Raw genomic sequence first — 12,605 nt, 5'->3', positions numbered from 1 at the left:
GGTTGCAAGGGTGGCTCAATCGAGGTTGCTGTCGAGCATACGCTGCAACTCCCGGCGATCGAGTTTGCTCGGTCGCCCCTGACGCACCGCTTCCGGCTCCGGGCTCAAGCGCCGCAACTCGGCCTGCCTTTCGCGCTGTAGGCGGCTGGCCTCGGTCTCGCGGTACAGGGCTTGCGCCAGCGGTGCGGACTGCCGCTGCAAGCCAACCTGCAGCACCTCCACTTCCCGGCGCTCTCGCTCCTGCTGAATCACCAGCACATCGCCGATGCGCACCTCTTTGGCCGGTTTCGCCGGAGCGCCGTTCACCCACACGCGGCCCAGTTCACATTGCGAAGCCGCGAGCGCGCGCGTCTTGCACCAGCGCGCCGCCCAAAGCCATTTGTCGAGGCGCTGCGATGCGGCGGCTGCCGACGTGGCGGGTGTGGAACGCGCCTTGGCGCTCATGTCATCGCTTGCGCGGCGATGTCGAGCGCGCGCAGCCGCAGCGGTGCATCAAACACATCGCAGACCAGCATGAATTCGTCCGCTTGCGTAGACTCGGCCAGCGCGGCAAAGCCCTGCCGTACCGTCTCGGGGCTGCCGATGACGGCGGCAGCGAGAAAGTCTTGAATCGCGGCGCGCTCCTGCGGGTGAAGCTGTTCCAGATAGTGCGCCACCGGCGGCGGCAGTCGGCCGCGCTGCCCGGTGAGAATGCCCAGCACGCGCTGATAGGTGCTGCTGGCGAGAAATTGCGCCTCTTCGTCGGTTGGCGCGGCGATCAGGGGCACGCCGATGATGACGTAGGGACGCGCCAGCGCGGGCGAAGGCCGGAACTCTTGCCGATACAACTCCAGCGCCTGATGCAGCAAGCGCGGCGCGAAGTGCGAGGCGAAGGCATAAGGCAACCCCCGCTGCGCCGCAAGCCGCGCAGAAAACAGGCTGGAGCCCAGCAGCCAGATGGGCACCTGTGTTCCCGCACCGGGCATGGCGACCAGACGCTGACCGGGCTCGGCCGGAGCGAGCAGATGCTGCAGCTCGGCCACATCGCGCGGAAAGTCTTCTTCGCGCTCGATGCGGTCGCGGCGCAGGGCGCGCATGGTCAGCGGATCGGTGCCCGGCGCGCGTCCAAGACCCAGGTCGATGCGCCCCGGATACAGCTCGGCGAGGGTGCCAAAGGCTTCGGCCACGACCAGCGGCGCGTGATTGGGCAGCATGACGCCCCCCGACCCCACGCGGATGCGTTGCGTGCCGCCGACCACATAACCCACCAGCACCGCCGTGGCCGAACTGGCCACGCCAGCCAGATTGTGATGTTCGGCCAACCAGTACCGTTTGAATCCCAGTGCTTCGGCATGTTGCGCGGTGCGCAGGGCGATCTGCAGCGCCTCGGCTACGGTGCCGTTTTCGCGCACGGCGACAAGATCGAGCAGAGATAAAGCGATGTTTTTCAGAGAGTGCATGAGCGCATTTTGCGGCGGATGCGCGCGTCTTGCAGGCCGGGGCCTATGACGCCGATGGCTGCGTGATCTGTCTTGCTGCCACCACGATCTCGATGCGTCACTCCGGAGAGCGCGCTATCGGTCGGTCGGCAAATACAGACTTTCCTTGATCTCTTCCATCACCACATAGCTATGCGACTCGGCCGAGACCGGCAGCCGTTTGAGAATGTCTCCCAGCAGATGGCGGTATTCCTTCATGCCGCGCAGGCGGAACTTCACCAGATAGTCGAAGCTGCCCGAAACGAGGTGACATTCCAGCACGTCGGGCATGTGCAGCAACTCCTGGCGCACGCGGTCGAACACATCGCCCGACTTGGACGCCAGTTTGATTTCCACAAAAACCAGCAGGGTCTTGCCCAGCGCCTCCGGGTTGATGCGGGCGTTGTAGCCGGTGATCACCCCGGCACGCTCCATGCGCTTGACCCGCTCGGTACACGGCGAGGCCGACAGCCCGACTTCGCTGGCCAGATCGGTCATGGAGATGCGGCCGTTGCGCTGCAGGAGATCCAGAATGCGGCGGTCGATGCGATCGAGTTCGTACATGGCGGCTGGCGCACCAAAAGAGGAAGCGGTTTCAGCGATTTTCACTGTGAAATACCAAAAAAACAATGAATTTTTTTGCTGGTGACCGACTAAATTTCGCCCATCTAGTTATTAAACAGGTGTTTGCCATGAAAGTCATCGTTCTCGGCGCCGGCGTGATCGGAACCACCACGGCGTACTACCTCGCCAAGGCCGGCGCGGAAGTGACGGTGATCGACCGCCAAAACGCCTGCGCGATGGAAACCAGCTTCGCCAATGCCGGCCAGGTATCGCCGGGCTACTCCACGCCCTGGGCAGCGCCCAGCATTCCGCTCAAGGCGGTGAAGTGGATGTTTCAGCGCCACGCGCCGCTGGCGATTCGCCCAGACGGCACGCTGTGGCAATTGCACTGGATGGCGCAAATGCTGCGCAACTGCAGCGCCGAACGCTATGCGGTGAATAAAGAGCGCATGATGCGTCTGGCCGAGTACAGCCGCGCTAGCCTGCAAGAGCTGCGCACGGAAACCGGCATCGCCTACGAGCAGCGCACCGGCGGCACGCTGCAGGTGTTTCGCAGCCAGGCGCAACTCGATGCGGTGCAGCGCGACGTGACCGTGCTCGAAGAATGCGGCGTGCCCTACGAACTGCTCGACCGCGACCAGCTCGCCCAGGTCGAGCCCGGTCTGGCGCACGCCCGCGACCGGCTTGTCGGCGGCCTGCGCCTACCGCACGACGAAACCGGGGATTGCCAGATATTCACCACCCGTCTGGGTGAGACGGCGCGCGAACTGGGCGTGAAATTCGAGTTCGGCCAGACGATCCGCGGACTGTCGAGCGATGGCCAGAGCATCACTGGCGTACAGGCGGGGGGCGCCGTCCTCACCGCGGATCGCTATGTGCTGGCGCTGGGCAGTTACACCCGCGACTTTCTGGCGCCGCTGGGCCTCGATCTGCCGGTCTATCCGGTCAAGGGCTATTCGCTCACCGTGCCGTTGACCGACGAGGCGCTCGCGCCGCGGTCCACCGTGCTGGACGAAACCTACAAAATCGCCCTCACCCGCTTCGATCAACGCATCCGCGTGGGCGGCATGGCGGAGCTGGGCGGATTTGATCTGCGGCTCAACCCGCGTCGGCGCGAAACGCTGGAAATGGTCACCCGTGACCTGTTCCCCTGTGGCGACCTCGCCGCTGCCACCTTCTGGACCGGCCTGCGCCCGATGACGCCCGACAGCACGCCCATCGTCGGCGCCACGCGCTATCCCAACCTCTACCTCAACACCGGCCACGGCACCCTGGGGTGGACCATGGCCTGCGGCTCAGGGCGGGTCGTGAGTGATCTGGTGCTCAACCGCAAGCCGGAGATCAGCATCGCCGGACTGGGTATCGAGCGCTACGACCGCCCGGCCACGCCGCCCAAAGTGCTGCATTCCAGCCACGCCTGAGCAAACTGCGGCCGCAACGGCCTGCGCCTGGGAACGCCCTAAGCCTGGGTCTGCGCAGCGGCCAGCGGTGCGAACAGCGCCTTGAGATCGGCTTCGCTCAGGGTTTCCTTCGCGAGCAGTTGCCGCGCGCCCTCCTCCAGCACGGCGCGTTCGCGTTGCAGAATGTCTTGCGCACGGTTGAAGGCGTCATTCACCAGATCGCGCACAGCGCAATCGATTTCCCGCGCGGTCTGTTCGCTGTATTCGTGCTGCGGCGGAAGGCCCGGCATGCCCGGCACAGGCTGCTGGGTTTCTTCCAGACTGACGCCGCCGAGCTTTTCGGCCATGCCGTAGCGCGTCACCATGCTGCGGGCGATGTCGGTGACTTTCGCCAGATCGTCCGCCGCGCCGGTTGACCAATGCCCGTACACCAGATGCTCGGCGGCCCGCCCGCCCATGAGCACGGTCATCTTGTTTTTCAACTCTTCTCGGGTCATCAGATAGCGGTCTTCGGTGGGCCGCTGGATGGTGTAGCCCAGCGAGCCGATGCCGCGCGGAATGATGGACACCTTGTGCACCGCATCGCTGCCCGGCAGGCTCATCGCCACCAGCGTATGCCCCATTTCGTGATGCGCCACGATGTCGCGCTCTTTCGGGTTGAGCAGTCGGTTGCGCTTTTCCAGCCCGGCGACGATGCGCTCGACCGCGCGGGTAAAGTGCGACAAGGTGACGGTGCGCGCGTTTTCCCGCGTGGCCAGCAAGGCCGCCTCGTTCACCAGATTGGCCAGATCGGCGCCGGAGAACCCGGGCGTGAGCGCTGCCACCTGCTCCAGATCGACGCTGGGATCGAGCCGGATCTTGACCGCATGCACCTTGAGAATCTGCACCCGCCCTACCTTGTCGGGCCGCTCCACCAGCACCTGTCGGTCAAATCGCCCGGCGCGCAGCAGGGCGGGATCGAGAATCTCCGGCCGGTTGGTGGCCGCGAGAATCACAATGGACGAGGTGGAGTCGAAGCCGTCGAGTTCGACCAGCAACTGATTGAGCGTCTGCTCTTTTTCATCGTGCCCGCCGCCGAACGGCGCGGCGCTGCGGGCGCGGCCCAGCGCATCGAGCTCGTCGATGAAAATGATGGCCGGCGATTTTTCCCGCGCCTGCTCGAACAGGTCGCGCACCCGCGCCGCGCCCACGCCGACGAACATCTCCACAAATTCCGAGCCGCTGATGGAGAAAAACGGCACCCCGGCCTCCCCGGCCACGGCGCGCGCCAGCAGCGTCTTGCCTACGCCGGGCGGCCCCACCAGCAGCACGCCCTTGGGCGCACGGGCGCCGAGGCGGCTGTGCTCGACGGGGTTCTTCAGAAAATCGACCACTTCTTCCAGCTCGGCCTTGGCTTCGTCCACCCCGGCGACGTCGGCAAAAGTCACCCCGGTGCGGTTTTCCATATAAACCTTCGCCCGGCTCTTGCCGATGGACATGAAACCCCCCATGCCCATACTCCCGGCCTTGTCGGCAAACTTGCGCACCAGAAAAAACCATAGCCCGACGAAGATCAGCGCGGGCAACACCCACGAGAGAATGTCGGAGAGCCAGGTGTCGGTGTATTGCTGCGAATACGTCACCCCGTACTTCTGCAACTCACTGGCGAGCTGCGGCTCCACGCGCACCGCGACCACCAGGCTCTTGCCATTGGCATCGGGCGATTTCAGCGTGCCGGTGATGGTCTGGCCGCCGATCACCACGTCCTTGATCCTGCCTTCTTTGAGATAGGTCTGGAACTCGCTGTACGGCACCGTCTGCACATTGCTGTAAGACGACCACAGACTTTGCACCATGAACATCAAGGCAATGGCCAGCAGCCAATAGCCCAGATGCACCTGCGTCTTGGGATTGATCTTGGGCCGGTTTTTCCCGCCCCCGGACGGCGGCGGGTTCTGTTCGTCTGTCATGGAGCTCTCCTCGCGCATGTTGCGACAAGCATAGCCTGTTGATAGGGGCGCGCACGCTGGCGGTCTCGATCTTCAGGTTCTATTTCTATGAAAGACAAAATGTAATAAAAACGACAAAGTACGACTGTTTTTTGCACTGGAACGCAACGCTATATAAAAATCTATTTTATTTCATTCGAATATTGCAAAATACTCTCCACGTCTGTGAAATTTCCCCTGGATATTCAATATGTTAGAAATTTAATATGTTCGAAAGAATATATCGGTGCTTCGCTGATTTTTCATCAAAATAATTCCTTTGATCAACAGGTTTAATTCATTATTCAGGCCTTGCTCGCTTGGTTATAAATCACAACATGACGCGACGAAATGCGACGCGTCTGTCCATAACACCGAGGAGGAATGGCATGAAACAGACCGACTACAACCCTGACACGCAGGCGCGGCGGCATTTTTTGCAAACTGCCGCTGCCGGGCTGGGCGCTTTGACGCTCGTCCGCACCAGCCTGGCCGCGGAGATGACCAGACTGCCGCTTCCGGGCGGCCCCGATGAGCGCCAGCTCACGACGGCATTCCCTGGCAAAGGCGAGATGATTCTGCAGCGCACCCGCCCGCCGCTGCTGGAAACACCCTGGTCAGTGTTCGACAAGGGGGTCTTCACGCCGGTCGATCAGTTCTATGTGCGCTGGCATTGGGCGGACATTCCCACGACCATGAACCCGCACACCCACAAGGTGCGGATCAGCGGCCATGTGGACAAGGTGCTGGAGTTCACCGTGTTCGACCTGATGAAGCATTTCAAACATGTCGAACTGGCGGCGGTCAATCAGTGCTCGGGCAATTCCCGCGGCTATTTCCAGCCCCGCGTGCCCGGTGGCGAATGGAGCAATGGCGCGATGGGCAATGCGCGCTGGGTCGGCGTGCGGCTCAAGGACGTGCTCGATGCCGCGGGCGTCAAGGCCGGTGCGGTGCAGGTGCAGTTCGAGGGTTCCGAGCGTCCGGTCGTGGCGACGGCGCCGAATCTGAAAAAGTCGCTGTCTGTGGATCACGCGCGGGATGGCGACGTGATGATCGCCTGGGAAATGAACGGCCAGGCGCTGCCGCTGCTCAACGGCTTCCCCTTCCGTCTCGTGGTGCCGGGCTGGTATGCGATCTACTGGACCAAGATGCTGCAGCACGTGCGCGTTCTCAACGAGGAAGACACCAATTTCTGGATGAAGCCGGCCTACACCATTCCCGACAACTGGCCGCAGGCCAATATGACTCCGGGGGAGCAGGGTGTGAAGTTCGTGCCCATCAACCGCATGGTGCCGCGATCCTTCATCACCAATCTGAAGGACGGCGCGTCAGTCGGTGCCGGTCGTCCGGAACTGGTGCGCGGCATCGCTTTCGGGGGCGATACCGGCGTCAAGGCGGTCGACGTCTCGATCGACGGCGGCAAGACCTGGACGGCGACCGAACTCGGACGTGACTACGGCAAGTTCAGCTTCCGTCAATGGAACACACATCTCAAGTTTGCCAAGGGCGACCAGACCGTGATGGTTCGCTGCACCAATACGGACGGCCTGCAGCAGCCCATGACGCCCAACTGGAACCCCGGTGGTTTCATGCGCAACGTCGTCGAGTCCACCCGGCTGATAGCCGTTTGAAAGGGAGAACACACATGACTAAGAGCACGACCGGCGCCACGCTGCGCGCCCTGGGCGCCGCACTGATTTTCGGCGCATGCGCCGCAGCACCCGCGCACGCACTCACCCTCAAGACCCAGACCATTGCGCTGCCCAGCAGCACCCGCGTATTTCCGGGTGATGGTCCTGGTGCCAAGGCCGCCAATACCTATTGCCTGATGTGCCACTCGGTGGGCATGGTGATGAATCAACCCGATCTGCCCAAAGCCGCCTGGCTGGTCGAGGTCAACAAAATGAAAAATGCGTTCAAGGCGCCGATTCCCGAGGACCAGGTGCCCGTGATCGCCGACTATCTCGATAGCATCAAAGGCAAGAAATAGGGCATGTGCGCAGCGGGCTCAGGTCAACGGGCCCGCTGCACGCAGATCACTGAATTTCAATGCATTTCGTCGCGGATGTAGAGATCGCCCTTCAGGCTGGCGATATAGGCCGCGATGTCCTGCAGGTCTTGCGTGTTGTACTGCGCCACCATGCCGCTCATGATGGCGTTGTTGCGGCCATACAGCGGGGTCTGGTGCTTGGCCTGGTATTGCTGCAGGGCGTGGAACAGATAGCTTTGATATTGCCCGGCCAGCTTGGGGTAGTTGGGGGCGATGGGCTTGTCGAGACCGGCGCCGTGGCAGGCAATGCAGCCGCCTTTGTTCACCAGTTCTTCCCCCTTTTTGAGGTCGGCGGCATGGGCCGCGCCAGCAAAAGCCAGGGCTGTGGCTGCCGCAGCCAGCGATGCAGTCAGTCGTTTCATATGTGTGCTCCTCACTTGACGCTTTGATTTTTGGGAACGGCGTAATACGCCGACAGGTTGGCGATCTGCTGCGGAGTCAGGATGTCGGCCACGGCTTTCATCGTCGGGTTGCGGCGCGCGCCGCTGCGGTAATCCTCCAGGCACTGCGCGATGTAGGCGGCGCTTTGCCCGTTGAGTTTGGGCGCGCGGTACACCTCGGGGAAATCGGTTTTGAAGCCGCCGTGAGCGGCGTTATGGCAGCCTTCGCACATGGAGGATTCATACTTGCCTGCGGCGGCGTTGCCCGCAGGCGTTTGCGCCTGCGCGCTGGCGGCGAGAAAAAAAGTCATCAAAATCAGACCAATTGAATGATGTTTCATGAGTAGTCCTGAATGGGTGTGCATGAGGGACAGTGTGGAATTGCGCTGCGGCAACTCCTATGACAAAGATGGGGGCATGAACGGCGCGCGGAACACCGCTCCCGCGCGACTGCGGGCAGTGCGTGCAGGGTGGGTGCGGCGCGGGGATCGGGTTGCAGCCAGCGAAAGGGCTGCGTTACTCTGCCGTGAGCTTTGCCATGACGGCCAATGGCTCGGGCGACTGGATTCTGGCCTTGAGATCCTGGGGCCAGCTCTGAGTCCAGAGCTCGGGCGGGCAGAGTCTGAAAAATCCGTCGATCTCGGCAGTGAGGAACCCCCTGCCACTGTGCAAAACCGCGATGCGGTAGCGATCCGCCGCGGGATTGACCCGGCAGACGGCGTAGACCACGCGGCAGATCTTGCTGTCGTCGCACAAGCGCAGGCTTTGGTAGATCGTCAGCGAGCGATACAACGCGTAGGCGGCGCCCAGGAGCAGCGCGATGATCCCAAGATCTTTGACGATCGCCAGCAGGCTGCCGACGCCCAGCGCAGCGGGCGTGCTGCGCATGTGCGACTGACCCAGCGCAATCAGGCTGCGGGCGATGAAATAGGCAAGAACCGCGTAGGACGCGGCGATGCAAAGTTTCATCTTGCGGCAGGCGCTGCGTACAGACGCAAGAGACGGCGGCTGGCCTGAGGCAATATTGATGGTCGGAATCGCGAGCATGTGCGGGTCTCCACGGGGAATACCGGGGAGAGCATAGACAGCTCGGCCGCATGTGCCGATCGGGAATTGCCCGATGGCGGCGATGGGCTGCAGCACAGGGGCGCATCAGCTTGGCTCCTCCTCGCCCGGCATGATGAGCAGCCATGCCGCGCGCAGTTGCAGCGGCAATCCGGCAATGAACATCACCAGCCCGGCGTAGTGTTGGTCGTCCAGCGGACTGAGGTTCCACAGGCACAGCACGTCGAGGTAAGGGGTGTAGAGCACATGGCCGCTCCACACCCAGACTGCTGCGATGATCATCATCGGCAGACTGCCCAGCCAGCCGTAGATGCCGACAATCCAGCGATGGGCAATGCTGGTGCAACCCGGCAGCAACTGCGCCCAGAACATCAACCCGGAGAGCAGCAGAAACAGGCCGATCGGGCCGGAAAAGAAGGCGTTGGCGAGCGCGGTGTTGAACACGCCGGGCAGATTCACTCCCAGGGTCAGAATGATGAACACCGCCGCTGCGACCCAGGCGTCGAGCACCCAGAGGCTCCACCAACTCTGCCTTGGTGCGCGCCATTGCGCGCGTACCTGCGGAGGAAATCCGATCAGGAGCAGCGGCGACACGATCTGACCCAGGGTCATCAAGGCGATGGTGTAGCCCGTCATCGAGGCCAGCGGGTTGTTCAATCCCCAGGTGCAAAGCAGCGTCAGCGCGCAGCCGACCGCAAAGACCATCACCCGCCACCATGGCCAGCGCCCGCGCCAAGCGGCCAGGCTGTAGCCCGCCAGCGCCAGGCCGGCCAATACGAACCATCCCGCCCATGCCGCGAGCGGCCAAGTGCTTGTCATCCGCGCTCCAGGACGGTGCGCAAGTCGTCTGCAAGCCAGGAGGGATCTGTGAGTTGTCCGTAGCCATATCGCGCGACCAATCGCCCGTCTGGTCCAACCAGGGTGACCGCCGCGGTGTGATCGATCCAGTAGGCTCCGTCCGCCGTATCGACGCGCCGCCAGGTAATGCCCCATTGCCGCGCAGAGACGCGCACCGCGGGCATAGCAGCTCGCAAGCCGATGGTGTCCGGCAGGAAGGCATCGAGATAGGCGCGCAGCACCGGCGCCGTGTCGCGCGCTGGATCGAGGGTGACGAACACCACGCGCACCTGTTTGCGCAGCGGTCCGAGTCGTTCCAGGCTTTGCGCCAATGCGGCCAGGGTGAGCGGGCAGACATCGGGACAGTGCGTGTAGCCGAAAAACACCAGCACCGCCCGGCCGCGTTCACGCGTCCAGGAGAACGCCCTGCCCTGGGTGTCCGTGAATCCAGACAGCGAAGGCGCCGGGACGGGTTTGAGCGGAGATCCATGGAGAGCCGCGGAGTGTTGTTGGAAATGTGACCAGGCCCAGACCGCAGCCAACAGCAGGGCGGAGACCAGCGCCGCCCGCCGCGCCGAATCCTTCCAGCCGCCTCGCTGCGGTTGCAGCGGGGTGGCTGGGGATGCAATGCCGACTCCCTTCATCCGATCACCAGAGCACGAAGCCCGGCGCGTGGATCGGATGGGTGAGCATGGGCCAGAACACGGGGATATAGACCGCCAGAGTGATGACAAAGGTGATCAGCGTCCAAAGGCCCAGCGGTTCGGCCACGCGCGCCAGCAAGGAGCCCTCGCTGCTGGTGATGTACTCGGTGAACGGAATCTCGACCATCGCCTTGGAGTCTTTCTGGCCGAACAAGGTGCCGAAGAACACGATGTAGTAGAGAACCGCACCGAGGGCTGCAATGACGCCGCCTATGCCCACGATGATGAGCGCCGGATGCACTGCGCCATAAAGTTGCATGTATTGATCATGCGGCAAGGACGAGACCCAGGCGCGTCGCGGCACGCCGTCCATGCCGGCCCAGTGTCCGGCGAAGCCCCAGGTCATCAGGCCGAGGAACCACAGCCACACGCTCCAGAGGGCAAGTTTCGAGCTGTAGAGTTTGCGGCCGGTCAGGTGCGGCAGCAGCCAGAAACTCACGCCCATGAAGACAAGGGTGGTCATGGTGCCCACGGTGAGGTGAAAGTGCGCCGGAATCCACAGGGTGTTGTGCACCACGTTGTCGAGCTGCCAACTGGCGTTGACGATGCCCCCTGCTCCGCCGAAGATGAAACTCACCAGCGCCAGAACCTGCGCGGCCACCGAGGGGTCTTTCCAGGGCAAGGCCGTCCACCAGCCCATCAGCCCTTTGCCGCCGCGACGACGTCCGCCGTATTCCAGGCTGAGCGCGATGGTGAAGGCGGTGATCAGGCTGGGAATCGCAACCGACAGCGTCAGCGCCGTCACGATCCCTTTAATCACCGGGGAGATGCCCGGATCGGTGTACTGATGGTGGGTGCCCACCGGCAAGGAGAACACGAACAGCAGCAAAAAGGCCAGACGGGCCAGCGGGTCCGAAATCAGTTTCCCTCCTGCCTGCCGTGGCAGCAACGCATAGATGGAGACATAGCCCGGCATCAGCCAGAAATACACGATGGGGTGGCCGGTCCACCAGAACAAGGTGCGGGCCAGCAACGGATCGATGGTCTGCGTCATCCCGAGCGACCAGGGATCGAGCAGGAACACGGCCTCGGTGCCCGCGCCGAGCGCGGCGAGCAGCCACATCAGCAGCGTGGTGGCGCTCATATAGGTGACCAGCGGCGTGAGCTGACCGGGATTGGCGCGCTTCCAGCGAGCCCGCATCTCCAGCACGACGAACAGCGGGAGAATGCTCGCCACCACGACTAGCGTGATGCCCAGGTAAAACCAGGCACTGCCCTTGAGCGGCGCGTACATGGTGTAGAGCACGCTCGACGAGTTGTCGAACATACCGTAAGCCGCCATCAACGTGCCGATGAGCATCAGCGCGTAAGTAAACCAGGCCAGCCCCATATTGGGCTTGAGTTTGAGTTCACGCGCCGGCAGGTACATCAGCCAGCCGGAAATGGTGAAAAAGGTGAACACGTAGGCGTTGAGCACGCCGTGCATGGTCAGCCCTTGGTAGTACGACTTGAGGAAAGGCTGGAGATAAGGATAGAGATTGATTCCGGCATAGTTGCTGCTCTGGAGCACGCCAATGGCGATGCCCACGGCGAGTGCCAGAAAACCCGTGACCCAGAAGGCCAGCAGCATGGTTTTTTCACCGGCAATCTCACCGGCTGTCGGCGTCGCCAGAATGCGCGGGGCGTTGTTGCTCAGGGTTGCGCTCATGATTGTTTTGCTCCGGTGATGATGATCCTGCCGATCATGGCCTGATGGCCGGCACCGCAATACTCGTTGCAGATGATGTAGAACGTGCCAGGTTTGTTGAAGGTGTAGCTGACATGTCCCACCACGCCGGGAATGGCGGTGAGGTTGATGCTCGTGCCCTGCACTTCGAAGCCATGGATCACATCGCCGCTGGTAACGTTGAACGTGACGTGAGCGCCCACCGGGAGGGTCAGCGGCGTGGCGGTGCCCGGCGTCCAACTCCAGGCGCGGCCGACTTCATAGACCTCATAGCTGTTCGGCCCGGTTTGCTTCACGCCGGAACCCTGGTAGTTGGCCGTTTCGGCCGGTGTGTTGGGGTTGGAGTAGAACTGCGAGGTCTTGGCCACCAGGCCGTAGTCGTGCACCACGAACCACACCGCCACGATGAACAGTACGGCGATCAGGGACAGGGCGATGAAGATCCAGATGCGCTCGTGCCGCAGCGCGACATGATGGAACCGATCTTCAAAGGCGTCGGGAGTTGAAGTTGACAT

14 protein-coding genes are annotated in these 12,605 nt (G+C 62.7%); 3 read left to right on the top strand and 11 right to left on the bottom strand.

Annotation, left to right across the window (positions count from 1 at the left end):
• Window positions 1–15 precede the first annotated feature (15 nt).
• The 3 genes from THI_RS08565 to THI_RS08555 all read right to left on the bottom strand — a co-directional run bounded on the left by THI_RS08565 (window position 16) and on the right by THI_RS08555 (window position 2,021).
• The gene (locus tag THI_RS08565) at window positions 16–444 is read right to left on the bottom strand and encodes an RNA-binding S4 domain-containing protein (protein ID WP_013105857.1); all 429 of its coding nucleotides are present in this window, start codon (window positions 442–444) and stop codon (window positions 16–18) included.
• Window positions 441–1,439: an LLM class flavin-dependent oxidoreductase gene (locus THI_RS08560; RefSeq protein ID WP_013105856.1), complete on the bottom strand. Its 999-nt coding sequence runs from the start codon at window positions 1,437–1,439 to the stop codon at window positions 441–443. Before THI_RS08560 ends, THI_RS08565 begins: the two co-directional genes overlap by 4 nt.
• Before the next feature lie 114 nt (window positions 1,440–1,553).
• A complete protein-coding gene (locus THI_RS08555) occupies window positions 1,554–2,021 on the bottom strand; it encodes an Lrp/AsnC ligand binding domain-containing protein (protein WP_013105855.1) in 468 nt (155 codons plus the stop codon).
• A gap of 65 nt (window positions 2,022–2,086) precedes the next feature.
• On the opposite strand from THI_RS08555, the gene THI_RS08550 reads away from it, so the two are divergent.
• On the top strand, window positions 2,087–3,442 hold the full coding sequence (locus THI_RS08550) for a D-amino acid dehydrogenase (RefSeq protein WP_331437130.1): 1,356 nt from the start codon (window positions 2,087–2,089) through the stop codon (window positions 3,440–3,442).
• Between the two features lie 38 nt (window positions 3,443–3,480).
• Here the strand turns inward: THI_RS08550 and ftsH are convergent, their stop codons facing one another.
• The gene (gene ftsH / locus THI_RS08545) at window positions 3,481–5,370 is read right to left on the bottom strand and encodes an ATP-dependent zinc metalloprotease FtsH (protein WP_013105853.1); all 1,890 of its coding nucleotides are present in this window, start codon (window positions 5,368–5,370) and stop codon (window positions 3,481–3,483) included.
• A gap of 407 nt (window positions 5,371–5,777) precedes the next feature.
• On the opposite strand from ftsH, the gene THI_RS08540 reads away from it, so the two are divergent.
• Complete coding sequence (locus THI_RS08540; RefSeq protein ID WP_013105851.1) at window positions 5,778–7,019, top strand: molybdopterin-dependent oxidoreductase; 1,242 nt, start codon at window positions 5,778–5,780, stop codon at window positions 7,017–7,019.
• A 14-nt stretch (window positions 7,020–7,033) separates the two neighbouring features.
• On the top strand, window positions 7,034–7,378 hold the full coding sequence (locus THI_RS08535; RefSeq protein WP_013105850.1) for a cytochrome c: 345 nt from the start codon (window positions 7,034–7,036) through the stop codon (window positions 7,376–7,378).
• Between the two features lie 56 nt (window positions 7,379–7,434).
• Here the strand turns inward: THI_RS08535 and THI_RS08530 are convergent, their stop codons facing one another.
• The 7 genes from THI_RS08530 to THI_RS08500 form a co-directional block, all read right to left on the bottom strand.
• Window positions 7,435–7,800 (bottom strand): c-type cytochrome, encoded by a 366-nt coding sequence (locus THI_RS08530; RefSeq protein ID WP_013105849.1) that lies wholly within the window; start codon window positions 7,798–7,800, stop codon window positions 7,435–7,437.
• Window positions 7,801–7,811: 11 nt separating this feature from the next.
• Window positions 7,812–8,159, bottom strand: a complete 348-nt coding sequence (locus THI_RS08525) for a c-type cytochrome (RefSeq protein WP_013105848.1) — start codon at window positions 8,157–8,159, stop codon at window positions 7,812–7,814.
• Window positions 8,160–8,334: 175 nt separating this feature from the next.
• A complete protein-coding gene (locus THI_RS08520) occupies window positions 8,335–8,865 on the bottom strand; it encodes a hypothetical protein (protein ID WP_013105847.1) in 531 nt (176 codons plus the stop codon).
• A gap of 105 nt (window positions 8,866–8,970) precedes the next feature.
• Window positions 8,971–9,702, bottom strand: a complete 732-nt coding sequence (locus tag THI_RS08515) for a cytochrome c oxidase assembly protein (protein WP_013105846.1) — start codon at window positions 9,700–9,702, stop codon at window positions 8,971–8,973.
• Complete coding sequence (locus THI_RS08510; RefSeq protein WP_064135049.1) at window positions 9,699–10,364, bottom strand: SCO family protein; 666 nt, start codon at window positions 10,362–10,364, stop codon at window positions 9,699–9,701. Before THI_RS08510 ends, THI_RS08515 begins: the two co-directional genes overlap by 4 nt.
• A gap of 4 nt (window positions 10,365–10,368) precedes the next feature.
• Window positions 10,369–12,072: a cbb3-type cytochrome c oxidase subunit I gene (locus THI_RS08505; protein WP_013105844.1), complete on the bottom strand. Its 1,704-nt coding sequence runs from the start codon at window positions 12,070–12,072 to the stop codon at window positions 10,369–10,371.
• Window positions 12,069–12,605 (bottom strand): cytochrome c oxidase subunit II, encoded by a 537-nt coding sequence (locus THI_RS08500; protein ID WP_013105843.1) that lies wholly within the window; start codon window positions 12,603–12,605, stop codon window positions 12,069–12,071. Before THI_RS08500 ends, THI_RS08505 begins: the two co-directional genes overlap by 4 nt.

Source organism: Thiomonas arsenitoxydans, from assembly GCF_000253115.1.
Taxonomy (GTDB): Bacteria; Pseudomonadota; Gammaproteobacteria; order Burkholderiales; family Burkholderiaceae_C; genus Thiomonas; species Thiomonas arsenitoxydans.
This window is presented reverse-complemented; position numbering and strand designations above follow the sequence as displayed.